This is a genomic window from Streptomyces sp. NPDC004126 (assembly GCF_050275515.1).
GTDB lineage: Bacteria > Actinomycetota > Actinomycetes > Streptomycetales > Streptomycetaceae > Streptomyces.
Map to the genome: position 1 here is coordinate 1 of NZ_JBNNPF010000078.1, position 26921 is coordinate 26921.

The window sequence follows — 26921 nt, forward strand, 5'->3', positions numbered from 1 at the left end:
GCCCGCGCGGCGTTTGAGCGCACCGGGCGCGGAGCGTCCGGTATCGGGGTCAGGGGCGGAGCCCCTGGGAACGGTGGAAGGGCGGGTAGGGGACCAGCCCCGCGCAGCGGCCCACGCACCCGCAGACGACCCACCGGCCCCGGCCACCCGAACCGGCCCCGCCCAGGCCCCGCCGGCCGGAGGCCGGCGCAGCGGCGCGAAGCCGGGGAGGCCCCCTGGGGCCGAGCCGCGCGAGCGGCGCGTCAAAGAGGAGCGCGGCGCGTCAAGAACGGGCAGGCACGAAGCGGAGCCCGAGGCCCGGGCGGGCCTGGGCGGCGGCGTCCAGGGCGGGTCCCGCCGGGACGACGCCGACGACCGGGTAGCCGCCCGTCACCGGATGGTCGGCCAGGAACACCACCGGCATCCCGTCCGGCGGCACCTGCACCGCCCCCAGCACCATCCCCTCACTCGGCAGCTCCCCGCCCCGCGCGCGGCCCAGTGCCGGCCCCCCTTCCGTGCGCAGGCCGATCCGGTTCGACGCCGGCGACACCCGGTACGCCGACGACAGCAGCGCCGCCAGCGAAGCCCCCGTGAACCAGTCCGCCCGCGGCCCGAGCCGCAACGGCAGCACCAGCTCCGCCGCCGGCATCCCCGCAGGGGCCACCGCGTCGGCGGCCGGCACCGGGTCCGGGCCCGCCCGGCCCACCTCCAGCACCGACCCCGCCACCGGCACCGGCGGGCCGAGCCCCGACAGCAGGTCCGTCGCGCGGCTCCCCAGCACCGCCGGCGCAGCCAGACCTCCCCGCACGGCGACGTAGTTCCGCAGCCCCGACTCCGCCCGGCCCACGTCCAGCTCCGCCCCCGCCCGCAGCCACACCGGCGCACCCCAGGCCACCGGGCGCCCGCAGACGCGTACGGCACAGGGAGCGCCCGTCACGGCCACCGTCACCGGCGCCAGCGCGCGCACCCGCACCCCGTCCAGGGTGGTCTCCAGCGCGGCGGCGCCCGCCGGGTTGCCGACGAGCCGGTTGGCCAGCGCGTACGCCCCCGTGTCCAGCGCCCCCGAGCGGGGCACGCCCAGGTGCGCGTACCCGGGCCGCCCCGCGTCCTGGACGGTGGTCAGCGCCCCCGCCCGCAGCACCAGCAGCCCGCTCACGCCGCCCCCGCCTCCTCGAACCGCACCCGCACCCCGGGCGCGAACAGCGCCGCCGGCTCCCGCGCGGGGTCCCACAGCACCGCGTCCGTGGAGCCGATCAGCTGCCAGCCGCCGGGGGAGGAGCGCGGGTACACCCCCGCGTACTCGCCGGCCAGCGCCAGCGACCCGGCCGGGACCGCCGTGCGGGGCGTGGCCCGCCGGGGCAGCCACAGCCGCTCCGGCAGCCCCGTCAGGTAGCCGAAGCCGGGCGCGAACCCGCAGAAGGCCACCCTGAAGACGATCCCCCCGACCAGCTCCGCGACCTCCCGCTCCGCGACGCCCCACGCGGCCGCGGCCTCAGCCAGGTCCGGCCCGTCGTACCGCACCGGGACGGTGACCAGCGGCCCCTCGGCCCCGGCGAGCGGCGGCACCTCCCAGCCCGCGATCCGCGCCGCCAGCGCGCCAGGCTCCCGGACCCCGTCCAGCAGCACCGTCCGCGCCGCCGGCACGACCTCCCGCACGCCGCCCAGCTCGCCCGCGTCCCGGCGGCGCAGCAGCTCGGCGTGGAGCGCGGCGACCTCCCCGGCGGTGTCCACCTCGACCAGCAGCGCGTCCCGCCCCACCACCAGCGTCCTCACGCGAAGGCCTCCACCCGCACCCCGGCCCCCTCCAGCGCCTCCCGCACCCGCCGGGCCAGCCCCGCCGCCCCGGGGGTGTCCCCGTGCAGGCACAGCGAGCGCGCGGGCACGGCCACCGGGGACCCGTCGCAGGCCCTCACCGTCCGCTCGGCGGCCATCCGCACGGCCCGCCCGACCACCGCGTCCGGATCGTGCAGCACCGCCCCCGGCTCCCCGCGCGGCACCAGCGTCCCCGAAGGGGTGTACGCCCGGTCGGCGAAGGCCTCCGGCACCGCCTCCAGCCCCGCCCCGGCGGCCGCCGCCAGCAGCAGCGACCCGGGCAGCCCCAGCACCGGCAGCCCCGCCTCCCCGGCGGCGAGCCGGACCCCGGCGACCACCGCGGCCGCCTGGCCGGCGTCGTGCACCGTGCGGTTGTACAGCGCACCATGAGGCTTCACGTACGACACCCGGGACCCGGCCGCCCGCGCGAACACCTCCAGCGCCCCGATCTGGTACGCCACCTCCGCCGCCAGCTCCCCCGACGGCACGTCCATCGACCGCCGCCCGAAGCCCGCCAGGTCCCGGTACGAGACCTGCGCGCCGATCCGCACGCCCCGCTCGGCGGCCAGCTCGCAGACCCGGCGCATGATCGACGGATCGCCCGCGTGGAAGCCGCAGGCCACGTTGGCGCTCGTGACCACCGACAGCAGCGCCGCGTCGTCGGTCAGCGTCCAGCGCCCGAAGCCCTCGCCCAGGTCGGCGTTCAGGTCGATCAGAGGTGTGATCATGGAAGCCATGCGGTGAGCGTAGAACAGCCCCACCGTCCCCCCACCGCCTCCTCGGCCGCCGACGGGGGACGGTCCGGCGGAAACCATGCCGTTTGGGTTGTTGTCCGTGACACCGCCTACTCTTTCCGACGTGACTCTCCCAGCCCCGGCGAAAGCCCTTCCGTCCCCGGCGCCGGGCCCGGCCGCCGACGAGGGCCTCGCCCGGCGGCTCCGCGCCCTGGCCTGCACCGCCCCGCTGCACGACCTCGACGTACGCAAGGCCAATCTGGCCGGCGAGTACGGGGTCTACGCGATGGCGGAGGTCGCGCTGTCCGCGATCGACCTCGTCACGCTCAACATGGACTTCGACACCGGCGCCGACCACGAGCAGATAGTGGCCCGGATGCTGCCGCGCGTCGCCGCCCAGGCCCCCGGCCGGCCGGCCGCCGAACACGAGCGGGTCGCCCGCTGGGTCCTGGAGAACCTGATCAACGTCGGCAGCGTGGACCGCGGCTTCCGCGCGGTCTACGGCACGTTCGGCCCCGACGGGGTCTACGTCCGCCGGGACTACGACTTCAAGCTGATCGAGGAGGTCCCCGGCCACGGCGGCGCGGTCTACCTGCGCACCACCGACGAGGCGGTCAACGTCCTGGTCGGCGCCCTCGACACGGACGTCACCAGCGCCCAGATCGCCGCCGAGGTCAAGCTGGAGGTGCTGATCAGCCGGGGCCGGCTGGCCGACGCCCAGCTCGCCGCCGAGCAGGCCCGCTACCGCACCGTCCAGTACGCGGAGACCCTGCGCCGCACCCTCGACGCGACCCGGCGCAACGTCCGCGCGGTCGACTGGCTCCAGGCCGTCCCGGACATGATCGCCGAGGCCCTCGACCACGTCGCCGACCGCTACCGGCACGAGAACGCGATCCTCACCAACATCCGCAAGGCCCGCGACGAGGCCGAGGACCCCGAGAACAAGCGGCGCGCCGCCGAACTCGTCGACATCGTCAAGGACTGCATCCGCCGGCACACCCAGCTCCAGTCGCGGCTGCTGGACGCCGGCCCGCTCTTCCGCGCCGAGCAGGACCGCCAGGCCTTCGCCGCGCCCGCCCCGCGCTCCGGGATCGACCTGTACGGCCAGCTCGTCGCCCCCCTGATGCCGCTCCCGCTGGAGCGGGCCACCCGGGTCACCGACGCCTTCTTCGCCGCCGGCACCGGCCTGCGCACCCCCGTCTCGGTACGGGTCGCCGACCTGGTGGACATACTCCTCACCCCGCCCGTGGAACGGGAGCACCTCGGCGCCGAGATGCCCGAACCGGACCTCATCGCCACCCCGGACGACAGCCGCTTCAGCGAGGAGCAGCTCGCCGCCGCGACCCAGCTCCTGGACCTGCCGCACGACGCCCCGCGCCGGCTCTCCGGCCTCCTCGCCGAGGCCCGCCGCGACGACCCCGACCTCCCGTACCTGGTCGCCCTGCTCGCCGTCCACGCGGCGAGCCCGGCGGTGGGCACGGCGTACCGCCAGGGCGAGGAGCGGCTGCTGTTCGCGGTGGACGACGGCACGCGGCTCGACGACCCGGAGTTCGGCGGCGCCGACCTGATCGTCGGCACGGCCCTCCTGGACGCCGCGGGCATGGCGGCCGACCGGGCGGAGTCGGCATGACCCCGCCCCTCCGGGCGGCCACCCGCTCCGGCGCCGCGCGCCCCGGCGGCACCCGCCTCCGGAGTACCCGCCCCGGCGCCGCCCGCCCCGGCGGCACCCGCCCCTGCAACACCCGCACCCGGAACACCCGCACCACCGAGGAGACCCGCCCGTGAGCGACCACCACGCCGAGCACGCCGCGTGGAGCGAGCCCGACGGCCCGTCGGTCCCGGCCGCGCCCGCACCGGCCGCCGCCCCCGGAGGGTCCCTCACCCCGGCCGACGCCGCCGACGCGGCCCGGCTCGTCGGGTTCGGGCTCCAGCCCAAGCTGCTCCCCGCCCGCGACGCCGAGTACGCCGAGCTGCTGCGCCGCTACCGCGAGGAACCCGCCTTCGGGCGGCTCGCCGACGCCGTCGCCACCGGCCTCGGCCTCGTCGTCCTGGAGGTGTCCCCGCGCGCCGGGATGGCCGTCGCCGCCGGCGAGGACTCCGTCTTCGCCGTCCGCATGGGCGACTACGCCCGCCGCACCTCCGCCGACGGCGGCGACCGCTTCCTGCACGGCCTCGCCCACCTCGCCGTCGCCGCCCTCGCCTTCCCCCGCCCCGAGGACCTCGCCGACGACGGCTACATCGGCCGGATCACCGTCAACGGGGTCGACGCCTTCGTCCGCCAGACCTGCCGCCGCCTGGAGGAGCGCGCCGAGGAGCTCGGCGAGAACACCGACCCGGCCTCCGACGCCCCCGGCCTGGAGGCCGCCTGGCGGGTCTACGCCCGCCGCAGCGCGACCGGCGCCACCAAGGACGCCCGCCGCCTGGCCGGCTCCACCACCGGCATCGTCGGCAAGGCCGCCGCCTTCCTCACCGAGTCCGGCTTCCTCCAGCGCACCGGCGACGACTCCGGCGGCACCTACCGGACCACCCCCCGCTACCAGCTCCAGGTCCGCGACATGGCGGGCACGGCGGCCATGGCCGAACTCCTGGAACTCGGCGTGGTCCCCGTCAGCGACGGCTCCGCCACCCTCCTGCCGCCGCCCGAGGGCGACGACCTGGAACTCGCCGCCGACGCCGGCCTGCCGTTCCACGCCTGACCCCCCAGCGCCCCCGTACCGAGACACACCGAGAAGCAACGAGAGTCCGCCGCCATGTACGAGCTGTCCCGGATCCGCCTCTACTCCATCGGGCCCGCCGGCGCACGCTACGCCGACACCGTGCTCGACCTGCGCGGAGTCGGCGAGCCGGTGCCCCACCCGGCGCCCACCCAGGCGGAGTTCTTCGAGGACGAGCCCACCGGACCGCCGCGCCGCCCCGCGCCCGCCGGCGTGCTCTTCCTGGAGAACGGCGGCGGCAAGTCCGTCCTGCTCAAGCTGATCTTCTCGGTGATGCTCCCCGGTCACCGCAACACCCTGGGCGGCGCCAGCTCCGGCGTACTGCGCAAGTTCCTCCTCGCCGACGACTGCGGCCACGTCGCCCTGGAATGGCAGCACACCCTGACCGGCGAGTGCGTCGTCGTCGGCAAGGTCAGCGAGTGGCGCGGCCGCCAGGTCTCCAACGACCCCCGCAAGTTCGCCGAGGCCTGGTACTCCTTCCGGCCCGGCCCGGGCCTGAGCCTGGACAACCTCCCCGTCGCCGAGGCCACCTCCGTCCGCCCGGCCGCCGAGGGCGCCTCCGGCGCCCAGGGCCGCCGCCGCACCATGAAGGGCTTCCGCGACGCGATCACCGAGGCCGGCAAGGCCTACCCGCACCTGGAGGTGTACTGGGAGGAGATCCACGACCGCTGGAACGAGCACCTCACCGAGCTCGGCCTCGACCCCGAACTCTTCCGCTACCAGCGCGAGATGAACGCCGACGAGGGCGAGGCCGCCGGCCTCTTCGCGGTCAAGAAGGACTCCGACTTCACCGACCTCCTGCTGCGCGCCGTCACCGACACCCGCGACACCGACGGCCTCGCCGACCTGGTCCACGGCTTCGGCAACAAGCTCGGCCGCCGCGCCGAGCTGATGGCCGAACGCGACTTCACCGCCGGCTCGGTGGACCTCCTGAACCGCATCGTGGAGGCCGCCGAGACCCGCTCCCGGCTCCGCGACGTCCACGCCGGCGCCGAGCGCCGCACCCGCACCCTCGCCCGGCGGCTGTCCGCCCGCGCCTCCGAGGAACGCGGCCGAGCCGCCGACCTCGCCCAGCGGGTCACCGGTGCCGCCCACGAGGTCACCGCCGCCGAGTCGCAGCGCGCCCGCAGCGCCGCCGTCTCCGCCGAACTCGCCTACCGGCACGCCTCCCTGGCCCTGACCGTCGCCGACAAGGCCGCCGCCGCCCAGCGCCGCGAGCTCCTCGAAGCCCGCACCCTGCACTCCGCCTGGCAGGCCGCCGAGACCGTGCTGCGCCACCGCGCCGCCGCCGACCGCTCCGCCCGCGTCGCCGCCGCGATCCTGGAGGCCGAACGGGACGCAGCCCCCGCGCTGGCCGCCCGCGCCACCGCCGCCGCCCAGCTGGTACGCGCCCTGCACACCGCCGCCGAGCAGGGCGAACGCGCCGCCAACGAGGAGGAGGAGCGTTCCGCCGAGCTCCAGTCGCTCGGCGAGACCGCGCACCGCGACGCCACCGCCGCCGCCACCGCCGCCCAGCGGGCCCGCAGCGAGGCCGAGCACCTGCGCGCCCGCCTCGCCGAGGTCGAGCAGGAGACCGCCGACGCAGTCCGCGCCGGCTGGCTCGACGACACCGCCCCCGACGCCGACCCGGCCCGTGCCGCGCTCGCGGCCAGCGACGCCGAGAAGGCCGCCGTGGCCGCCTGGGACGAGTCCCGCGAAGCCGCCCGCACCGCCGCCGACGCCGCCCGCGCGGCCGCCTCCGCGGAATCCCGCGCCGAACTCACCGCCGCCCGCGCGGCCGACGCCGCCGACGCCGCCGAGGCCGCCCACGCCGCGGAGCACCGCGCCGCCGAGGCCCTGGCCGCCGCGCCGCGCCTCGCCGAGCTGCTGGGCCTCCCGCAGGCCCCCGACACCTTCCTCCCGCGCCCGCGCGGCGGGGCGCACCCCGGTTCCGCCGCGTCGGAGCCCGGCGCGCCGTCCGGGCCGGGCTCCGCCCGCGCCGCCGTCCCGGCGGGCGCCGGCCTCTCCGGCGTCCAGGGCCCGGCCGCGGCAGCGGGCGCCGTCACCGCACCCGCCCCCGGCGGCCTGAGCGTCGACGACCTCGACCGGGGCTCCGACGAGCTGGTCCGGATCCTGGCCGACACCGTCGGCTCGGCCGAACGCCACCTGTTCGAGCTGCGCACCGCCGCCGCCGACGACGCCCGCATCCTCGGCGCGCTCGGCGACGGCGGCCTGCTCCCGCCCGGCCCCGACGTCCTCGCCACCGTCGAGTACCTCGGCGAGCACGGCATCCCGGCCCTGCCCGGCTGGCGCTACCTGGCCCAGTCCGTGGACCCCGCCGACCACGCGGCCGTCCTCGCCGCCCGCCCCGAGCTCGTCGACGGCGTCGTCATCACCGACCCCGACACCCACAGCCGGGCCCGCGAGGTCCTCTCCGCCGCCGCACTGCTGCCCCGCTCCACCGTCGCCGTCGGCACGGCCGCCGCCCTGCTGGCGCCGGTCCCGCCGGCCGACGGCACCGACGCGGTGTTCCTCGTCCCGCCGAACCCCGCCATGCACGACGAGCACGCCGCCGACGAGGAACGCCACGCCCTGCGTGCCCGCGCCTCCGCCCGCGACACCGAGATCCGCGAGCTGGCGGCCCGCCTCGCCGGCGACCGCGAACTCGCCGCCCGGCTGTCCTCCTGGCGCACCGGCTGCCCGCCCGGCCGCCTCGCCGAACTCGCGCAGCAGGCCGCCGCCGCCCGGTCCTTCGCCGAGGAGGCCGACGCCGAACTCGCGGAGGCCCGTACCGTACGCGCCGAGGCCGACGAGGCCGCCGCCGACGCCGCCCGCGTCCGCGACGAGCGCCAGGACGCCGCCCAGCGCGCCCGCCGCGCCGCCGACGCCCTCGCCGGCCTCGCCCACCGCCTGCGCGAACGCTCCGGCTGGCAGGCCAAGGTCCGCGAACTCGCCGACGAGGCGGCCGAGTCCGAGGCCCGCGCCGAGGTCTGCCTGGACCGCGCCCGCGCCGCCGACGAGGACCGCCGGGCCGCCCAGCGGGCCGCCGACGACGCCCGCCGCACCGCCCGCGCCCTGCGCGCCGAACGCGCCGAGATCGCCGGGGCCCCCGACCCGCTGCCCGAGGACGACGGCAGCCCCAAGGCCCCGCTGCCCGACCTGCGCGAGGCGTACCGCACAGCCTCCCAGGTCTACGAGAAGGTCGGCGTCGGCGCCGACCTGCGCGCCGAACAGGCCCGCGCCGAGGGCGACGAGAGCGCCGCCCTCGCCGAGCTCGACCGGCTCACCAACAAGGTCCGCACCCGCGCCGCCCAGCTCCTCGAAGGCACCGACGGCGCCGACGGCCCCTCCCGGCAGGCCGCTGCGGCGCGCGCCGAGGCCCTCGTCCAGATGCTGGAGTCCCGCGCCTCCACCGCGAGCGAGCAGCTCGGCCGGCTGCGCGGCGAAGCCGAACGGCACGCCCCCGCCGAGGGCGAGGCGCACACCGAGCTGTCCGAGGAACTGGTCCCGGCCGATGTGGAGCAGGCCCAGGGCCTGCTGCGCACCGCCACCGCCCAGCTCGCCGCGCACTCCGCCGCCGTGGAGGCCGCCCGGGCCGCCCACGCCGACCTGCTGCGCGCCCACCGCGCCGCCGAGGACGGCGCCGGCGGCTTCGACGAGACCGCCGCCCTGCTGCGGGACCTGCTGCGCGACCACACCCACCCGGAGGACGAGCAGGAGCCGGTGGCCCACCCCGGAACCCTGGAGGAGGCCCGGCAGTCCGCCGCCGAGGCCCGCCGCTCCCTGCGCGGCTGCGCCGCCGACCTCTCCGCCGCCGAGTCCGCGGTGCGCGAGGCGAGCGACGTCCTGGTCCGGCACGCCAACGCCAACCGCTACGAGCAGGTGCGCACCCCCGCGCGCCAGCAGATCCGGGAACTGCCCGCCTCCGCCCTGCCCGAGCACGCCGCCGCCTGGGCCGCCGCGTTCGCCCCGCGGCTGCGCGTGCTCACCGACGAGCTCGCGCAGCTGGAGCGCAACCGCGACAGCATCGTCGACCGGCTGCGCGGCCTGGTGGAGTCCGCCCTGGCCACGCTCCGCTCCGCCCAGCGCCTCTCCCAGCTGCCCGAGGGCCTCGGCGAGTGGTCGGGCCAGGAGTTCCTGCGGATCCGCTTCGAGGAGCCCGACCAGGCCACCCTCACCGAACGGCTCGGCGAGGTCATCGACGAGGCCACCCGCACGGCCGTGAAGAAGAACGCCGCCTTCGGCGAGGGCCGCCGCGACGGCATGTCCCTGCTCCTGCGCGGCGTCCAGGCGGCCCTGGAGCCCAAGGGCATCGCCGTCGAGATCCTCAAGCCCGACGCCGTGCTGCGCGCCGAGCGGGTCCCCGTCGGCCAGATGGGCGACGTGTTCTCCGGCGGCCAGCTGCTCACCGCCGCCATCGCCCTCTACTGCACGATGGCCGCGCTGCGCAGCAACGACCGAGGCCGCGACAAGCACCGGCACGCGGGCACGCTCTTCCTCGACAACCCGATCGGGCGCGCGAACGCCACGTACCTGCTGGAGCTCCAGCGGGCCGTCTCGGACGCCCTCGGCGTCCAGCTGCTCTACACCACGGGCCTCTTCGACACCACGGCCCTCGCCGAGTTCCCGCTGGTCATCCGGCTGCGCAACGACGCCGACCTGCGCGCGGGCCTGAAGTACATCAGCGTCGAGGAACACCTGCGCCCCGGCCTGCCCCAGCAGTCCCCGGAGGGCGAGACCATCCACGGCGAGATCACCGCGACCCGGATGTTCCGCCGAGCGCCCGCCGCGCAGGCCTGACGCGCCCCCGGCCGCGGCCGGGCGGCCGCTCCCGGGCGGTGGCCCGGCCCGCGGCCGCTCCGGGCCGCTCAGCGGCGTCCGGAGCGCTGGTGGACCGGTATGCCCCCGGCCAGGGGAGCGGCCGCCAGGCGGCCCTCCCGGGCCGGTGCGCGGCCGCGCCGGGGCTCGCGGGCGGCGCTGCTCGGCTCCGACAGGACGCCGTGGCGCTGGTTCCACATCTGCCGGGTGATCCACACGTCCAGCACCGACCAGGTGGCGACGATGATCGCCGCTATCCCGATCAGCACCATCGGGAAGGCCAGCCAGGACCCGGTCAGCGCGAGGAAGAACGTGATCGTGGCCTGCGTCAGCGTCACGGCCACGATCAGCACCGCCCGCACCGCCGACGACCGCACCGGGTCCGGCATCCGGCGCCGCCGGGCCGGCTCCTCCACCCACAGGCCCCGCCCCGGAGCCTCGGCCGCCGTACCGTCCTCTTCGTACATCCTCATCGTCCGCCCACTCCCCGCCGCTTCTCCCCGCGCACTCCCCGCCCTGTCTGTCAGACGATCGGAACCCCCCTCGAAGTTCCGTATAGCGGACCCGGAAGGCAGAATTCCAGCCATCCATCCGGACAATGGAACCGACGCCCCACCGAGTGTCATCTGCCACATATCGGGCCGGACTTGACCGGAAACATCGGACAACTGGTGATCTTCGTACGGGGGTCAGGCCGAAAACGTCCGGACACGCCTGCGAAGCCGCTCCGTGGCAGTAGTAGGCTCACGCCGTTTAAATGACGGAACACCGACCTCCGACAACGGGGTTGAGCTGGGGGAGGCTGGGGAGGCCATGCGCTTTCGCGGGAAGTCCATCCGCCGGAAGATCGTGGCGTTGCTCCTGGTGCCGCTCGTCTCCCTGACCGCCCTCTGGGGCTTCTCCACGGTCATCACCGGCCGTGAGGCAGTGCAGCTGCTCGACGTCGCGTACGTCATCAAGAAGGTCGGCTACCCGATGGAGGACGTCGTCCGCGTCGTCCAGAAGGAACGGCGCCAGACCCTGGTCGTCCTCGGCGACCCCCGCGAGGTGGCAGCCACCGCCGAACTCACCAAGAGCCGCACCGCGACCGACACGATGGTCCGCTCCATCACCGCGAACGCCCTCGACCCCGAGGTCTCCGACGAACTCAGCCCGCAGGCCCACCAGCGCCTCCGGTCGATCATCGAGGCCCTCCACGGCATCAACGCCCTGCGCCGCTCGGTCGACCAGGGCGGCGTCACCCCCGGCCAGGCGCTGGAGCTCTACAGCCGGCTGGTCGACCCCTGCTACGAGTTCCTGATGAACCTCCACGCCCTGGAGAACGTCGAGATGGACAAGCAGGGCCGCGCCCTCGTCGGCATCACCCGCGCCCGCGAGACCCTCTCCCGCGAGGACGCGGTCATCGCCTCCGCCCTCGCCGCCGGCAACGTCCCCGCCGGCGACCTGCGCCGCGTCTCCGACTTCGCCGCCAACCGCGGCCTGCTGTACGAGTTCAACCTCGCGATCCTGCCGCCCGACGACCGCAAGCTCTTCGAGCAGTACTGGAACGGCCCGCAGTCCAAGGCGCTGCGCGACGCGGAGGAACGGTTCATCACCGGCGGCGCCGGCAAGAACCCGCGCGTCACCGCCGCCCAGTGGAGCGAGGCCGCGGGCAAGGTCCTCGGCGACCTCGCCACCATGGGCACCGCGGCCGGCGACCGCTACCAGAAGCGCGTGGAGCCCGTCGCCGTCGGCGTCCTCGTCCAGGCCGCCGTGGCCGGCGTCCTCGGCTTCATCGCCCTCGTCATCTCCGTCGTGATGTCCGTCCGCATCGGACGCGACCTCATCCGCGACCTGTCCCGGCTCCGCAAGGAGGCCCATGAGGCCTCCGGCGTCCGGCTCCCCAGCGTGATGCGCCGCCTCGCCGCCGGCGAGACCGTCGACGTCGAGACCGAGGCCCCCCGCCTGGAGTTCGAGAAGGACGAGGTCGGCCAGGTCGGCCTCGCCCTCAACAGCCTCCAGCGCGCCGCCGTCGAGGCCGCCGTCAAGCAGGCCGAGCTCCGCCGCGGCGTCTCCGAGGTGTTCGTGAACCTGGCCCGCCGCAACCAGGTGCTGCTGCACCGCCAGCTGACCCTGCTCGACACCATGGAACGGCGCACCGAGGACACCGAGGAGCTCGCCGACCTGTTCCGCCTCGACCACATGACCACCCGCATGCGCCGCCACGCCGAAGGCCTGGTGATCCTCTCCGGCGCCGCGCCCTCCCGCCAGTGGCGCAAGCCCGTCCAGCTGATGGACGTCGTACGGGCCGCCGTCGCCGAGGTCGAGGACTACGAGCGCATCGAGGTGCGGCGCCTGCCCCGCATCGGCATCGAGGGCCCGGCCGTCGCCGACGTCACCCACCTCGTCGCCGAACTCCTGGAGAACGCCACGGTGTTCTCGCCCCCGCACACCGCCGTCCAGGTCCACGGCGAACGCGTGGCCAACGGCTTCACCCTGGAGATCCACGACCGCGGCCTCGGCATGAACCCGGAGGCGCTGCTCGACGCCAACCTCCGGCTCGCCGAGACCCCCGAGTTCGAGCTCTCCGACACCGACCGCCTCGGCCTCTTCGTGGTCAGCCGCCTCGCCCGCCGGCACAACGTCAAGGTCGTCCTCCAGCCCAGCCCCTACGGCGGCACCACCGCGGTGGTCTTCCTCCCCGCCGACCTCCTCACCGAGGCCCCCGACACCAACGGCACCGGCATCCGCCTCGACGCCGTCAAGGGCGTCCGGGGAGTCAGGACCGGCTCCGCCAAGAGCTCCGCGCGGCCCGGCCCCACCGCCATCGACCGGGCCCCCTCGGCCCGCCCCCTGCCCGCCGGCGTGCTCAACGGCCCGGTCGAACTGGAGGGCCCCGTAGGCCTCCTCGGACTGGACGGTCTCGACGACCCCGCCGGACTCGACGAGATCGCCACCGGCATCGCCGGCCTCACCGGCGTCGGCGGCCGCCCGCCCATGGCCACCCTCGACGACGAGACCCCGCCCGGCGGCATCCCGCGCAGCGCCCTCCTCGGCACCGGCACCGGCTCCGCGGACCGGCCCCTCGGCGGCCACCCGCACGGCACGGGCCACCCGGAGCGCGGCGGCCCCTGGAAGCGCGACCGCGACCGCGGGCGGGAGCCCCTGGCCCCCACCGGCCCGGTCCGCTCGGAACGCCCCCGCACCGAGCCCGCGCACCCCGACGGCGCCCGCTCCGCCGGACCCGTACCGCTGCCCCGGCGGCGCCCCACGCCCACCCTGGTCGCCGAGCACGGCCGCCGGGTGGAGCCCCGCCCGGCCGCCGTGAAGGCGGCCCCCGCGCCGCGCCCGGGCTCCCAGGAGCCCGCGCCCGCGCCCGGTCCGGGCGGCCTGCCCCGCCGGGTGCGCCAGGCCAACCTCGCACCCCAGCTCAAGAACGCCCCGGCCCCCGCCGCGGCGGAGCCCCCGCAGGACCCGGTGACCGACCGGGACGCGGAGGACGTACGCACGCGCATGTCCGCCCTCCAGCGAGGCTGGACGGCGGGCCGCGACCAGCACGCACAGCAGCAGTCCGAGACCGAGGCCGGCCGCTCCGGCGCCGGTCCCGCGCACGAGAACGAAGGGGACGGTCGATGACCGCACCGCAGACCGGAAACGACACCAGGGGCCGCGGCTCCGGCCCGCTCAACTGGCTCCTCGACGAACTCGTCGACAAGGTCGGCAGCATCCGCAAGGCGGTCGTCCTCTCCGGCGACGGCCTGCCCACGGGCAGCTCGAAGGACCTCACCCGCGAGGACAGCGAACACCTGGCCGCCGTGGCCTCCGGCTTCCACAGCCTGGCCAAGGGCGTCGGCCGGCACTTCGACTCCGGGCGGGTCCGCCAGACCGTGGTCGAACTCGACGAGGCCTTCCTCTTCGTCATGGCCGCGGGCGACGGCAGCTGCCTGGCCGTGCTCTCCGACTCCGACTCCGACGTCGGCCAGGTCGCGTACGAGATGACGCTCATGGTCAAGCGCGTAGGCGACCACCTGGCGACCGCCCCGCGCTCCGGGCAGCCAGCCGGAGGGTGAGACGGACGGCATGAGCGATCCAGGCCAGGACCACCCCCCGACCGACCGTCCGACGCCCGAGACCGGCCACCCCCACTGGTTCGACGCCGACGCGGGTCCCGTCGTACGCCCGTACGCCATGACCCGCGGCCGGACCAGCCACGCCGCCCAGCACCGTCTCGACCTGATCGCGCTCGTCGTCGCGGAGGCGGCGGCCGACGATCCGGTCTGGGACCTGACCCTCTCCCCGGAACACGCCCACATCCTCGGGCTGTGCCGGGAACGCCCCCAGTCGGTCGCGGAACTCGCCGCGGACCTCGACCTCGCCGTCGGCGTCGTCCGGGTCCTCATCGGCGACCTCGTCGACGAGGAGCTGGTCCACGTGACCAGGCCGGTCCCGCCGGCCGAACTGCCCGATGAATCCATTCTCCGTGAGGTGATCGATGGCCTTCGGGCGCTCTAGCCGCACCGGTGCGATGCACGCCGTCTCGCCGGTCGAGCCGCTGACCCTGAAGATCCTGGTCGCGGGCGGCTTCGGGGTGGGCAAGACCACCCTGGTCAGCGCGATCAGCGAGATACGTCCGCTGCGGACCGAGGAACGGCTCTCCGAACCGGGCGCCGGCATCGACGACACCGGGGGAGTGGAGGGCAAGAGCACCACGACCGTGGCCATGGACTTCGGCCGCATCACCCTCCGCGAGGACCTGGTGCTCTACCTCTTCGGCACCCCCGGACAGGACCGCTTCTGGTTCCTGTGGGACGAGCTGGCACAGGGCGCCCTCGGCGCCGTCGTGCTGGCCGACACCCGCAGGCTCGCCGACTGCTTCGCCGCCGTCGACTACTTCGAACGGCGCGGCATCCCCTTCCTCGTCGCGGTCAACTGCTTCGACGGGGCGGACCGCCACCCGGTCGTGACCGTGCGCGACGCGCTCGACCTCGACCCCGAGGTGCCGGTGCTGCTCTGCGACGCCCGCGACCGGGAGTCCGTCAAGGACGTCCTGGTGGGGGTCGTCGAGCACGCCATGTCGCTCGCCCGGGCCCGCCGCGCGAGCCTCAGCGCCTCGTCCTAGGCGCCGGTCTCCACGTGGAGGCGGCCCGTACCCCCGCCGACTGGGGTACGGGCCGCAGCTCTCATGGGGGGTCGCGGGGGCCCCTTCGCCGCGGGACCGTGGAGCGAGTGTGAACCCGCCGCCCGGGGCCGTCAAGCACCCTGACGGCAGTACTTGTCCGCGGCGCTCACCGCACCGCCACCACCGCCGACCCGTGCCCGAACAGCCCCTGGTTGGCGGTGATCCCGGCCCGCGCCCCCGGCACCTGGCGCGCCCCCGCCGTACCCCGCAGCTGCCAGGTCAGCTCGCACACCTGGGCGATGGCCTGAGCCGGGACCGCCTCCCCGAACGAGGCGAGCCCGCCGCTCGCGTTGACCGGCACCCGCCCGCCGAGCGCCGTCGCGCCCTCCCGCACCAGCTTGGCCCCCTCGCCCTCGCCGCACAGCCCGATGTCCTCGTACCACTCCAACTCCAGCGCGGTGGACAGGTCGTACACCTCGGCCAGCGAGAGGTCCTCCGGCCCCAGCCCCGCCTCCTCGTACGCCGCCCGGGCGATCGAGGCCCGGAAGGAACCGGCCGCGGGCTCCACGGCGGCCGCCGAGTCGGTCGCGATGTCCGGCAGGTCCAGCACCGTACGCGGATACGTGGGCGTCACCGTCGACACCGCCCGGATCCGCACCGGGTCCGCGACCCCGCGCGCCCGCGCGAAGTCCATGCTGCTCAGCACCAGCGCCGCGCCCCCGTCGGAGGTCGCGCAGATGTCCAGCAGCCGCAGCGGGTCGGCCACCACCGCCGAGGCCGCCACCTCCTCGGCCGAGACCGCCTTGCGGTAGCGGGCGTACGGGTTGTGCGCCCCGGCAGCCGAGTTCTTCACCTTGACCAGCGCGAAGTCCTCGGCGGTGTCCCCGTGCAGGGCCATCCGGCGCCGCGCGTACAGCCCGAAGTACGCGGGGTTCGTCGCGCCCAGGATCCGGAACCGCAGCCAGTCGGGGTCGTCCGGCCGCTCGCCCCCCGCCGGGGCGAAGAACCCCTTCGGCGCGGCGTCGGCGCCGACCACCAGCACCACGTCCGCCAGCCCGGCGAGGATCTGCGCCCGGGCCGCCCCGATGGCCTGGGCCCCCGAGGCGCAGGCCGCGTACACGCTGGTGACCCGGGCGCCCTGCCAGCCCAGCGCCCGCGCGAAGGTGGCCCCGGCGACGTAGCCCGGGTAGCCGCCGCGCACGGTGTCGGCGCCGACCACGGACTGCACGTCGGTCCACTCCAGCCCGGCGTCGGCGAGCGCGGCCCGGGCGGCGGCCCGCCCGTACTCGACGAAGCTGCGCCCCCACTTGCCCCACGGATGCATGCCGGCCCCCAGCACGGCCACGTCCCCGCTCACCGAGCCCCCTCCACCGGCCGGAACCACCAGGTGGTCCGGGCGGCCCCGGCGTCCCCGCCGAGCACCCCTTCCACCACCTCCACCTCCATGCCGACCGCCAGGCCGGCCGGCGTCACCCCGGGCGCGGCCTGCCCCAGCACGACCATCCGCTCGGCCTCCAGCTCCACCGCCACCAGGGTGTACGGCTCCCAGGGCGCGTCCGGATCGGACACGTAGGGGGCGGGCGGCCGGTACCGCCCGTCGGTGTAGGACCAGACCCGGCCGCGCGGCGAGAGCGGCACCTCGGCGAGCTCGCCGCCGCCGGGGCAGTGCGGGTTGCGGCAGTACGCGTCCTCGCGCGGGAAGAACACCGAGGCGCAGGCGGAACACCGGGTGCCGAGCAGGCGGAAGCCGTCCCCGGCCTCCGTACCGGTGAACCACCCGTTCACCACGGGCGTGCGTGTGCGTTCCAAGACCCCTCCCGGACAAGCGATCCGACAGATCTGACGAAGCGTCAGAAGTCTGCCACGGGCCGCCCCGCCGCGACAGGGGCCGGTACCATCGCCGCATGCCGGCACAGCTGAGGGACTCGCACTGCTCCACCTGCGGAACTCCGTACGACACGGACGGATGGCCCCGCGCCTGCGCCGCCTGCGGCGCCGTCACCTACCGCAACCCGCTCCCGGTGGCCGTCGCCCTGCTCCCCGTGGAGGACGCGGCCGGCACCGGCCTGGTGGTCATCACCCGCACCATCGAACCGGCCCTGGGAGGCGTCGCACTGCCCGGCGGATTCATGGACTTCGGCGAGGACTGGCGCACGGCCGTGGTCCGCGAACTCCGCGAGGAGACCGGCATCGAAGCCCCCGCCTCCGACGTCGCCCTGGCCGACGTCCTCAGCTCCCCGGGAGGCCACCTCCTCGTCTTCGGCCTCCTCCCGCCCCGCCCCGCCTCGGCCCTCCCGCGCTCGGCCGCCACGGACGAGACATCGGGCTGGCACCTCCTCCACGCCCCGGCGGAACTCGCCTTCCCCCTCCACACCCGCGCGGCGGCCGCCTGGTTCGCGGGCCGCTACGCCCCGACGGACGAGTAACGCCCGCGCAGACCACCACCCTCCGGGAGAGCCACCGCACGGGCGCGGGGCGCCCGGGGGCCGCCGTACGGCCGCGGGCAGCGCGGTGCCGGGGGCGGCGGAGCCGCCGGAAACCGGGGTCCGGGGCGGAGCCCCGGGGAACGGGCGAAGGGCGGGGAGGGGCAGCACCGCGCAGCGGCCCACCCGCGCGAGGCCCGGCAGGGCACCGGCCCACCCGTGCCAGGCCCGGCAGGGCACCGGCCCACCCGTGCCAGGCCCGGCAGGGCACCGGCCCCCCGAAACGCCCGGCTAGGGCACGGGCAGGGCCATCACCAGCGACGCCAGCCCCACCACCCCCACCGCCGCCCCGGCGACCACCGCGCCCCGCGCCCACAGCGCCCCCGCCGGCACCGGCCGGGCCCGCCCCCGCAGCAGCGCCCCGACCACCAGCGGCAGCACCGTGCCCGCCACGCACCCGGCCCACACCGCGCCGAAGCCCGGCACCGGAGCGCCCTGCACCCCCAGCCACCACCGCACCACCACGGCCGCCGGCACCGACACCGGGGCGGCCAGCACCGCCACCGCCACCGGCCGCGGCCACGCGCTCACCCGGGCGGTCCAGCGGCCCAGCGCCGCGAGCGGCTTGACCAGCAGCAGCCCGTGCAGGAAACCCGCCGCGGCCAGCGAGACCGCCAGCAGGCCCAACTCCCCGGGATCCCCGGCCGGAACCACCCCGGTCACCAGCAGCAGGGCCCACACCGTGACCGGCTGCCACGCCCCCACCACCTCGGAACCCGGCACCCGGTCCCACCGCCGGGCCGCGGCCAGCGCCCGCCGGCCCAGTGCCGACCGGTCCGGCGCGTAGGCCCGCGCCGGGCTCGTTAAGACCATCACAGACTCCCTGCTCAACCGACCACCGACGGCACACCCGCCGCCGCCCGCAGCATCCTCCTCCTCCCTACACCGGACCTACACCCCTACCTCAACCCCTACAGGGGTTGCCGGGACACCTCCTCGGCACCGGCCGGCACACCCCCCAGGCCCCGCACCTCCACCCCGCTCACCACACCCCCCGCCTCGTCCTCGACCACCACCGCGTCCCCGGCCCACCGCACCGTGTACCGCTCCACCTCGACCGCCTCGAAGCCCGGCCCCGGATCACGGATCACCACCCCGCCACCGGTCCGCCCCCGCGCGGGGGCCCACGCCTCCAGGCCCACCGAACCGTCCCCCCGCCGCACCGGCAGCACCGCCCCGGCCCGCGCCAGCACCGGCATCCGCCCCGGCGGCGCCTCGAACAGCACCTGCCCGGGCCCCTCGTACGCCACGCCCGTCGCCGTGTCGTACCAGCGCCCCCGCGGCAGCCGCACCGCACGCCGGTCCGCCCCGCACTCCAGCACCGGGGCCACCAGCAGCGCGTCCCCCAGCAGGAACGCGTCCTCGCAGTCCCGCAGCCGCCGGTCCTCCGGCGCCCCCCACCACACCGGCCGCACGTACGGGGCCCCCGTACGGCGCGCCAGATGCCCCAGCGTCACGAAGTACGGCCGCAGCCGCTCCCGTTCGGCCAGCACCGCACCCGCCAGCTCCGCCACCTGCGGCCCGAACTCCCACGGCTCCCGCCGCCCCGCCCAGATCGCCGAATGCGTCCGGAACAACGGCAGGTACGCACCCAGCTGGAACCACCGCAGGTACAGCTCCGCCGACGGCGACCCCCCGAAACCCCCCACGTCCGGACCCGAGTACGGCACCCCGCACAGCCCCAGCCCCAACACCAGCGCCAGCGACGCCCGCAGCCCCTCCCAGCTGCTCTCCACGTCACCCGACCACGTGCCCCCGTACCGCTGCATCCCCGCCCACCCCGACCGGGAGAACAGGAACGGCCGCTCGGCCGGCCGCAGCCGGACGAGGCCCTCCCAGCCGGCCCGCGCCATCATCAGCCCGTACACGTTGTGCCCGGCCCGGTGGTCCCCGCCCGCCCCCTCCAGGGCGTGCCGTGCCGACCGCGGGAGCGTCGCATCACCCCACGGCGCGAAGGAAACCGGCTCGTTCATGTCGTGCCAGAACCCCGCGAAGCCCTGCGCCAGCCGCTCCTCGTACAGCCCGCCCCACCACTCCCGCGCCGCCGGATCCGTGAAGTCCGGGTACGCGCACTCGCCCGGCCAGACCTCCCCGCGCACCTCACGCCCCCGCGCGTCCCGTACGAACGCCCCCCGCGCCCCCACCGCCCGGCCCGACGCGTGCACCGCGTCCCCCGCCTTCACCGCCGGATCCACGATCGACACCAGCCGCACCCCGCGCGCCCCCACCTCCCGGGCCAGCCCCGGCAGATCGGGGAACGCCTCCCGGTCCACGGTGAACACCCGGTGCCCGTCGTAGTGGTCGATGTCCAGGTGCACGGCCGACAGCGCCAGACCCCGCTCCTCGTACCCGGCCACCACCCGCCGCACCTCGGCCTCGCTCCCGAAGCCCCACCGCGCGTGCTGGTACCCCAGTGCCCACTCCGGCGGCACCGCCGCCGCCCCCGTCAGCCCCGACCACCCCTGCATCACCCGCGCCGGCGTCCCCACCAGCACCCAGCACCTCGGCGGCCCGCCCTCCAGCCGCAGCTCGCTCGCCCCCGGCCGGTCCACCCCCGAACCAGCCCCCTCCTCGCCCTCGCGCAGCACGACCCGCCCCTCCCAGGGGTTGTCGTAGAAGGCCAGGTGCGTCCCCGCGTCCGCCACCACCACCTGCACCGGCATCGTGATGTACAACGGGTCCGTGTCCGGCCCGAAGCCGCCCTTGGGATCGGTGTTCCACAGCCGGTACTCCCCGTCCCGCAGCCGCGGCCCCCGCGCCCGCCCGCCCAGCCCGAAGAACCGCGCGTCCGCCGGCACCTCCGACCGCTGGAGCCACCGCGAACCGCCCCCGCCCGCCACGGGAGCCGCCCCGCCGCCCCCGTCCCCGACCGGGTCCCACCAGCGCGGCGGCAGCTCCCTGCGCAGCACCGCCCCGCCCGGCGTCCGCACCTCCACCGCCCCGTGCCGGGACACCGCCACTGTCACCCGCTCCGACACCACCCGCCAGCCACCCCCGGTGTCCGGCTCCAGCACCGCCCGCGGATCCGGCGCGGGGCCACCGCCCACCACCGCGTACGAGGGCACCGGCTCCGCCCCGTCCCAGCCCCAGAACACCGCACCGCCCACGGTCACCCGTACCAGCAGCTCACTGCGCGCGAACCGCAGCAACCCACCGCCCGGCCGGGCCTCCGTCCCCGCCAGCAGCCCCGGCACCCGCGCCCGCTCCGCGCCCCGGCGCGGCAGCCCCTCGGCGTCCGCACGCCGGTGGCGCCACGCCGAGCGCCAGGCCCGCCGCCCGCGCGCCGTACCGATCTCCTTCACCGCACGCACCAGATCACGACCGTCCATGCCGGTCACCCTGCCACCGGCACCCCGCCGCGCGGGCGGCGTTCAGCTGCCGTTCACCCGGAAAACGATCAACCCGCCCGGCCCAGGACAGCTCTGGTGCGGATGTCGATCACGTGGCATGGTCCCTGTGAGCCGCCGCGCGCACACCGACGCCGCGACGGAGCCGTACGCACACGAAGCGCGAGCGCCAGACTTGACCGGGAGCCGACCCATGACCTCTGCCACCCAGCCGGAACCCCTCTGGTCCCCGAGCCCCGACAGGATCGCCGGGGCCCAGGTCACCCGCTTCCAGGCCTGGGCGGCCGAACGCTTCGGCGCCCCCGCCGACGGCGGCTACCCGGCCCTCCAGCGCTGGTCCGTCGACGAGCTCGACACCTTCTGGCAGGCCGTCGCCGAATGGTTCGAGGTCCGCTTCACCACCCCCTACCAGGAGGTCCTCGCCGACCGCTCCATGCCGGGCGCCCGCTGGTTCACGGACTCCACCCTCAACTACGCCGAGCACGCCCTGCGCGCCTCCGAGGACCCCGCCCGCGCCGCGGACCCCGCCCTGCTCCACGTCGACGAGACCCACGAACCCGCCCCGCTCACCTGGGCCGAGCTCCGCCGCCAGGTCGGCTCGCTCGCCGCCGAGCTGCGCGCCCTCGGCGTCCGCCCCGGCGACCGCGTCAGCGGCTACCTCCCCAACATCCCCGAAGCGGTCGTCGCCTTCCTCGCCACCGCCGCCGTCGGCGGGGTCTGGACCTCCTGCGCCCCCGACTTCGGCGCCCGCAGCGTCCTCGACCGCTTCGAACAGGTCGAACCGGTCGTCCTCTTCACCATCGACGGCTACCGCTACGGCGGCAAGGAGCACGACCGCCGCGAGACCGTCGCCGAGCTGCGCGCGGGACTCCCCTCCCTGCGCGCCGTCGTCCACATCCCGCTCCTGGGCACCGAGGCCCCCGAGGGCACCCGCGCCTGGGCCGACCTCACCTCCGCCGCGCAGGAGCCGGTCTTCGAGCCGGTCCCCTTCGACCACCCGCTGTGGATCCTCTACTCCTCCGGCACCACCGGCGCGCCCAAGGCCATCGTCCAGTCCCAGGGCGGGATCCTCCTCGAACACCTCAAGCAGCTCGGCCTGCACTGCGACCTCGGTCCCGAGGACCGGTTCTTCTGGTACACGTCCACCGGCTGGATGATGTGGAACTTCCTCGTCTCCGGCCTCCTCACCGGCACCACCGTCGTCCTCTACGACGGCAGCCCCGGCTACCCGGACACCGGCGCCCAGTGGCGGATCGCCGAACGCACGCGCGCCACCCTCTACGGCACCTCCGCCGCATACGTCATGGCCTGCAAGAAGGCCGAGGTCCACCCCTCCCGTGACTTCGACCTCTCCGCCGTCAAGTGCGTCGCCACCACCGGCTCCCCGCTGCCGCCCGACGGCTTCCGCTGGCTCCACGAGGAGGTCGCCGAGGACCTGTGGATCGCGTCCGTCAGCGGCGGCACCGACGTCTGCAGCTGCTTCGCCGGAGCCGTCCCGACCCTCCCCGTCCACATCGGCGAACTCCAGGCCGCCTGCCTCGGCACGGACCTCCAGTCCTGGGACCCGGCCGGCAAGCCCCTCACCGGCGAGGTCGGCGAGCTCGTCGTCACCGCCCCCATGCCCTCCATGCCGATCCACTTCTGGAACGACCCCGACGGCAGCCGCTACCGCGACAGCTACTTCGAGATGTTCCCCGGCGTCTGGCGCCACGGCGACTGGATCACGATCACCGACCACGGCTCCGTCGTCATCCACGGCCGCTCCGACTCCACCCTCAACCGGCAGGGCGTCCGGATGGGCTCCGCCGACATCTACGAGGTCGTCGAACGCCTCCCCGAGATCAAGGAATCCCTGGTCATCGGCCTGGAGGAACCGAACGGCGGCTACTGGATGCCGCTCTTCGTCCACCTCGCCCCCGGCGCCGTCCTCGACGAGGCCCTGCGCAAGAAGATCGCCGCCACCATCCGCGAGCAGCTCTCCCCGCGCCACGTCCCCGACGAGGTCATCGAGATCCCGGCCGTCCCGCACACCCTGACCGGCAAGCGCATCGAGGTCCCGGTCAAGCGCCTCCTCCAGGGCACCCCGATGGCCAAGGCGGTCAACCCCGGCTCCGTCGACAACCCGGAGCTGCTCGCCTTCTACGAGGAGCTGGGCCGCACCAGGGGGTGACTGTCAGTGGCGGTGGTTACCGTGAGTGAGCAAGTGATCGCACGCTCAGGGGGAACCATGAACGCCACGCCCGACACACCACGCACCACCACGACCGCACCCGCATCCACGACCGCCTCGCTGCGCCGCGAGGTCCCCAGCACCGTCGGCCTCATCACCGACCCCGGGGACTTCGCGGCCATGCGCGACTACCGCACCTTCGCCTTCGGCCACCACGACGAATACCCCGACTACCTCCGCCGGATCGACGCCCTGCTGCGCTCCCTCGCGGCCCAGGGCATCCACACCACCGTCGCCCTCTTCGACCCCGAGGACTACGCCGCCTACTGCGAGGAACACGGCCTCGACCCGGACAGCGCCCACACCCGCAGCCGCTTCACCGCCGAACTCGCCGGCGGCCCGACCCTGCCCTACGCCGGCCAGCCCGTCGAGGAACTCGTACCGCTCCTCGTCGACGAAGCCGTCCGCCGGTCCACCTGGGAGTACGCCACCGGGCTCCTCGCCGGCGTCGGCGCCTGCGCGGACTGCGGCGAGGACATCGGCAAGGCCTCCTTCGAGCGCGCCGCCGACATGCTCGAACGCCTCGTCGCCGGCGCCGGACCCGGCCACCACCACCTGGTGTGCAGCGTCCCCGCCGAGGAGCAGCAGCTCATCGCGGTCCTGCACGCCGAAGCAGCCGCCGGCCCCGGCGCCCGGCCCCGCGTCACAGGCCGCGAAGGCCTCGACTTCGTGACCGTCCTGGCCGCCGGACTCGCCCTCGGCGGCTCAGGGGGACTGGTCCTGCGCAGCACCACCGAGGGCTTCCGCGACCGGGTCCACGGCTGGCGGCTCGACCGGGGCCGCCTCGTCGCACTCACCGCCGCCGCCGTGTTCGACGCCTACTGCACGGACGCCGACACCGGCGACCCCGTGGCCCCGGAACCGGGCGTCGAGTACTGCCCCGGCTACGAGGTGGACGTCCCCGGCCCGCACCACGAGTAGCCCCCGCGCCCGGACCGGCACCGGAAACGCCCGAGGGGCCCCCGCCACCGGCGAAGGCCCCTCGGAACCGACGAACGCGCTACCGCCCGCTACTCGCCGGACAGCACCGCCTGCGCGGCCACCCGCGCCTCCTCGGCGCTGTCCGCGGCGCGCGCGGCGGCAGCCGCACGCTCGCACTGCGCGAGGGTGTACTTGGCGAGCGTCGCCCGCACGTACGGGATCGACGCCGCACCCATCGACAGGGAGGTGACCCCCAGACCCGTCAGCACACAGGCCAGCAGCGGATCCGAAGCGGCCTCACCACAGACACCGCAGCTCTTGCCCTCCGCCTTGGCGGCATCGGCCGACATCGCGATCAGGTCGAGCAGCGCGGGCTGCCACGGATCCTGGAGCCGCGACACCGCACCCACCTGCCGGTCGGCGGCGAAGGCGTACTGCGCGAGGTCGTTCGTACCCAGCGACAGGAACTCCACCTCCTGCAGGATCGAGCGCGCCCGCAGCGCGGCGGAGGGGATCTCCACCATCGCGCCGAACTTCGCCACCAGACCGGCCTCGCGGCACGCGTCCGCGAACGCCTTCGCGTCCTGGCGGTCGGCCACCATCGGGGCCATGACCTCCAGGTACACCGGCAGGCCCTCGGCCGCCTTGGCCAGCGCGGTCAGCTGCGTCCGCAGCACCTCCGGGTGGTCCAGCAGGGTCCGCAGACCGCGCACGCCCAGCGCCGGGTTCGGCTCGTCCGCCGGGGTCAGGAAGTCGAGCGGCTTGTCGGCGCCGGCGTCCAGCACCCGCACGACGACGCGCCCCTCGGGGAACGCCTCCAGGACCTTGCGGTACGACTCGATCTGCTTCTCCTCGGACGGAGCCTTCTTGCTGTCGTCCAGGAACAGGAACTCGGTACGGAACAGGCCCACGCCCTCGGCCCCGGCCTCCACCGCGGCCGGCACGTCCGCCGGCCCGCCGACGTTGGCCAGCAGCGGCACCCTGTGCCCGTCGGACGTCGCACCCGGACCGGAGGAGGCGGCCAGCGCCGCCTTCCGCTCGGCGGCCGCGGCCTCCAGCTCGGCCCGCTTCTCCGCGGTCGGCTCCACGAACAGGTCGCCGGTGCTGCCGTCGACGGCGATGACCGTGCCCTCGGCGATCTCGCCCGCCCCCGGCAGCGCCACGATCGCCGGCACACCCAGCGCCCGCGCGAGGATGGCGCTGTGGCTGGTCGGCCCGCCCTCCTCGGTCACGAACCCGAGCACCAGCGCCGGGTCCAGCAGCGCGGTGTCGGCGGGAGCCAGGTCCCGGGCGATCAGCACGTACGGCTCGTCGCTGTCCGGCACGCCCGGCATCGGCACGCCCAGCAGGCGCGCCACGATCCGGTTGCGGACGTCGTCCAGGTCGGCCACCCGCCCGGCCATGTACTCGCCGGCCCCCGCGAGCAGGTCGCGGTAGGAAGCGAAGGCGTCGTAGACGGCGCGCTCGGCCGTGCTGCCGACGACGATCCGCCGGTCGACGTCCGACATCAGCTCGGGGTCCGTGGCGATCATCGCCTGGGCCTCGAGCACGTGCTGGGCCTCGCCGCCGGCCAGCTGGCCGCGTGCGATCAGGTCGGCCGACACAGCCTCCACGGCCTGACGGGCGCGCCCCTGCTCGCGCTCCGCCTCGTCCGAGGCGATCTGCTTCGCGGGCGGTTCGAGCACGGCCGTACCCATGTGCCGAACCTCGCCGATCGCCACACCGTGGCTCACGCCGACGCCTCGCAGCGTTGTCTCCATTACACCGTCTCCGATTGAGCGGCGGCTCCAGCCGCCGTGATGGATATCCGACTCGCCTTTGGGACCAGGCGGAAGGGCTACTGCCAGCTGAAGAGGACGTCGTCCGGCTTGACGTCACCGGACTCGACGACGCCGGAGAGGGAGTCGTTCGTCGCCTCGAGCGCCACGACGGGGCAGATCGGGGACTTGCCGGCAGCCTCGACGGCCGCCGGGTCCCAGCGGATGACCTCCTGGCCGCGGACCACGGTGTCGCCCTTGTTCACGAGGAGCTCGAAACCCTCGCCGTTGAGCTGGACGGTGTCGATGCCGAGGTGGGTCAGAACGCCGTGGCCCTCGCTGTCGACGACCACGTACGCGTGCGGGTGCAGGGAAACGACCACACCGTCGACGGGAGACACCGCCGCGGAGGGCTCGCGCACGGGATCGATGGCGGTGCCCGGTCCCACCATCGCGCCGGAGAACACCGGGTCGGGCACTGCCGCGAGTCCGATGGCCTGCCCGGCGAGCGGGGACGTGACGCTGGTCATGGGGGCCTCCCAGGGGGTGGGGCTTCTTCGTGCCGCCGTCACTGCCTGTTGCGAACGGCGTACTCGTCTGAAGGATATTGCACTGCTTGTACGGGTTCGCCCGATGTTGGTCCCGATCCGGACGGCCCTTGGACACGGAGACTAGTGGACTAGACCGGTGGACTAGACCATACGCGTGAATCGATTTGCCTGTCTCCCACGGGAGCTGTACTGTCGTGACTCCCGCCAGGACGTGCCGCGTGAACATCTCGCGAACAGTCGGTGGCCGGGACTCCTCCTCAATCAGTGATCCTCCAGATCTCCGCTTGATCGCTTTCCGCGTGCCTTTACGGCAAAACGGAGGGTGGTCGGAGAGAAGGAAAACCACTGATAGAGTCGGAACCGCCGGAAAGGGAAAGCGTGAAAGCGCAGAACCTCGAAAGCACCGAGGAAATCGGACACGAAAGAGTCTGATAGAGTCGGAAACGCAAGAACGAAGAACGAAAGCCCGGAGGAAAGCCCGAGAGGGTGAGTACAAAG

The 26921-nt window shown here is 75.4% G+C and carries 21 protein-coding genes; 11 read left to right on the forward strand and 10 right to left on the reverse strand.

Going from position 1 to position 26921, the window contains the following annotated elements; translation table 11 throughout:
• Positions 1-262 precede the first annotated feature (262 nt).
• From ACQKM2_RS37940 to ACQKM2_RS37950, 3 genes are read right to left on the reverse strand one after another with little or no spacing between them, the layout of a single operon-like run.
• On the reverse strand, positions 263-1126 hold the full coding sequence (locus ACQKM2_RS37940) for a biotin-dependent carboxyltransferase family protein (RefSeq protein WP_427718081.1): 864 nt from the start codon (positions 1124-1126) through the stop codon (positions 263-265).
• Positions 1127-1131: 5 nt separating this feature from the next.
• On the reverse strand, positions 1132-1752 hold the full coding sequence (locus tag ACQKM2_RS37945; RefSeq protein WP_427718038.1) for a 5-oxoprolinase subunit B family protein: 621 nt from the start codon (positions 1750-1752) through the stop codon (positions 1132-1134).
• The gene (locus ACQKM2_RS37950) at positions 1749-2507 is read right to left on the reverse strand and encodes a LamB/YcsF family protein (RefSeq protein ID WP_427718083.1); all 759 of its coding nucleotides are present in this window, start codon (positions 2505-2507) and stop codon (positions 1749-1751) included. The genes ACQKM2_RS37945 and ACQKM2_RS37950 overlap by 4 nt, the downstream gene beginning before the upstream one ends.
• 97 nt (positions 2508-2604) lie before the next feature.
• Between ACQKM2_RS37950 and ACQKM2_RS37955 the strand changes: the two genes are divergently transcribed.
• From ACQKM2_RS37955 to ACQKM2_RS37970, 4 genes are read left to right on the forward strand one after another with little or no spacing between them, the layout of a single operon-like run.
• Entirely contained in the window at positions 2605-4155 is a 1551-nt protein-coding gene (locus ACQKM2_RS37955; RefSeq protein ID WP_427718041.1) for a hypothetical protein, read from the forward strand.
• Positions 4152-4310 (forward strand): hypothetical protein, encoded by a 159-nt coding sequence (locus tag ACQKM2_RS37960; protein ID WP_427718043.1) that lies wholly within the window; start codon positions 4152-4154, stop codon positions 4308-4310. The genes ACQKM2_RS37955 and ACQKM2_RS37960 overlap by 4 nt, the downstream gene beginning before the upstream one ends.
• Positions 4307-5221, forward strand: coding sequence for a hypothetical protein (locus tag ACQKM2_RS37965; protein ID WP_427718045.1), 915 nt, complete (start codon positions 4307-4309; stop codon positions 5219-5221). The genes ACQKM2_RS37960 and ACQKM2_RS37965 overlap by 4 nt, the downstream gene beginning before the upstream one ends.
• A gap of 54 nt (positions 5222-5275) precedes the next feature.
• On the forward strand, positions 5276-10018 hold the full coding sequence (locus ACQKM2_RS37970) for a hypothetical protein (protein WP_427718048.1): 4743 nt from the start codon (positions 5276-5278) through the stop codon (positions 10016-10018).
• A 68-nt stretch (positions 10019-10086) separates the two neighbouring features.
• Here ACQKM2_RS37970 and ACQKM2_RS37975 read toward each other — a convergent pair whose 3' ends face one another.
• Positions 10087-10509, reverse strand: coding sequence for a hypothetical protein (locus ACQKM2_RS37975; RefSeq protein ID WP_427718050.1), 423 nt, complete (start codon positions 10507-10509; stop codon positions 10087-10089).
• Between the two features lie 340 nt (positions 10510-10849).
• Here ACQKM2_RS37975 and ACQKM2_RS37980 point away from each other — a divergent pair, with 340 nt between their 5' ends.
• From ACQKM2_RS37980 to ACQKM2_RS37995, 4 genes are read left to right on the forward strand one after another with little or no spacing between them, the layout of a single operon-like run.
• Positions 10850-13651, forward strand: coding sequence for a nitrate- and nitrite sensing domain-containing protein (locus ACQKM2_RS37980; protein ID WP_427718053.1), 2802 nt, complete (start codon positions 10850-10852; stop codon positions 13649-13651).
• Complete coding sequence (locus ACQKM2_RS37985) at positions 13648-14085, forward strand: roadblock/LC7 domain-containing protein (RefSeq protein WP_050779556.1); 438 nt, start codon at positions 13648-13650, stop codon at positions 14083-14085. Before ACQKM2_RS37980 ends, ACQKM2_RS37985 begins: the two co-directional genes overlap by 4 nt.
• Before the next feature lie 10 nt (positions 14086-14095).
• On the forward strand, positions 14096-14527 hold the full coding sequence (locus ACQKM2_RS37990; RefSeq protein WP_427718055.1) for a DUF742 domain-containing protein: 432 nt from the start codon (positions 14096-14098) through the stop codon (positions 14525-14527).
• On the forward strand, positions 14508-15134 hold the full coding sequence (locus tag ACQKM2_RS37995) for a GTP-binding protein (RefSeq protein WP_427718057.1): 627 nt from the start codon (positions 14508-14510) through the stop codon (positions 15132-15134). Before ACQKM2_RS37990 ends, ACQKM2_RS37995 begins: the two co-directional genes overlap by 20 nt.
• A 166-nt stretch (positions 15135-15300) precedes the next feature.
• Here ACQKM2_RS37995 and ACQKM2_RS38000 read toward each other — a convergent pair whose 3' ends face one another.
• Both ACQKM2_RS38000 and ACQKM2_RS38005 read right to left on the reverse strand, forming a co-directional pair.
• Complete coding sequence (locus ACQKM2_RS38000; RefSeq protein WP_427718060.1) at positions 15301-16491, reverse strand: lipid-transfer protein; 1191 nt, start codon at positions 16489-16491, stop codon at positions 15301-15303.
• Positions 16488-16943 (reverse strand): Zn-ribbon domain-containing OB-fold protein, encoded by a 456-nt coding sequence (locus ACQKM2_RS38005; RefSeq protein WP_427718063.1) that lies wholly within the window; start codon positions 16941-16943, stop codon positions 16488-16490. Before ACQKM2_RS38005 ends, ACQKM2_RS38000 begins: the two co-directional genes overlap by 4 nt.
• 95 nt (positions 16944-17038) lie before the next feature.
• On the opposite strand from ACQKM2_RS38005, the gene ACQKM2_RS38010 reads away from it, so the two are divergent.
• Positions 17039-17560 carry an NUDIX domain-containing protein gene (locus ACQKM2_RS38010; RefSeq protein ID WP_427718065.1) on the forward strand — a complete coding sequence of 174 codons (522 nt, stop codon included), beginning with the start codon at positions 17039-17041 and terminating at the stop codon, positions 17558-17560.
• Between the two features lie 288 nt (positions 17561-17848).
• Here ACQKM2_RS38010 and ACQKM2_RS38015 read toward each other — a convergent pair whose 3' ends face one another.
• Complete coding sequence (locus ACQKM2_RS38015) at positions 17849-18430, reverse strand: hypothetical protein (RefSeq protein ID WP_427718068.1); 582 nt, start codon at positions 18428-18430, stop codon at positions 17849-17851.
• 98 nt (positions 18431-18528) lie between these two features.
• Positions 18529-20946: a glycoside hydrolase family 31 protein gene (locus ACQKM2_RS38020; RefSeq protein WP_427718072.1), complete on the reverse strand. Its 2418-nt coding sequence runs from the start codon at positions 20944-20946 to the stop codon at positions 18529-18531.
• Between the two features lie 211 nt (positions 20947-21157).
• On the opposite strand from ACQKM2_RS38020, the gene ACQKM2_RS38025 reads away from it, so the two are divergent.
• Together ACQKM2_RS38025 and ACQKM2_RS38030 are read left to right on the forward strand one after the other, a co-directional pair.
• Positions 21158-23134, forward strand: a complete 1977-nt coding sequence (locus ACQKM2_RS38025) for an acetoacetate--CoA ligase (protein ID WP_427718074.1) — start codon at positions 21158-21160, stop codon at positions 23132-23134.
• Positions 23135-23191: 57 nt separating this feature from the next.
• Positions 23192-24115 (forward strand): hypothetical protein, encoded by a 924-nt coding sequence (locus ACQKM2_RS38030; RefSeq protein WP_427718077.1) that lies wholly within the window; start codon positions 23192-23194, stop codon positions 24113-24115.
• 89 nt (positions 24116-24204) lie between these two features.
• Here the strand turns inward: ACQKM2_RS38030 and ptsP are convergent, their stop codons facing one another.
• Positions 24205-25875, reverse strand: a complete 1671-nt coding sequence (gene ptsP, locus ACQKM2_RS38035; protein ID WP_427718079.1) for a phosphoenolpyruvate--protein phosphotransferase — start codon at positions 25873-25875, stop codon at positions 24205-24207.
• A gap of 77 nt (positions 25876-25952) precedes the next feature.
• Positions 25953-26402 carry a PTS sugar transporter subunit IIA gene (locus ACQKM2_RS38040; RefSeq protein ID WP_007262898.1) on the reverse strand — a complete coding sequence of 150 codons (450 nt, stop codon included), beginning with the start codon at positions 26400-26402 and terminating at the stop codon, positions 25953-25955.
• Between the last annotated feature and the right edge of the window lie 519 nt (positions 26403-26921).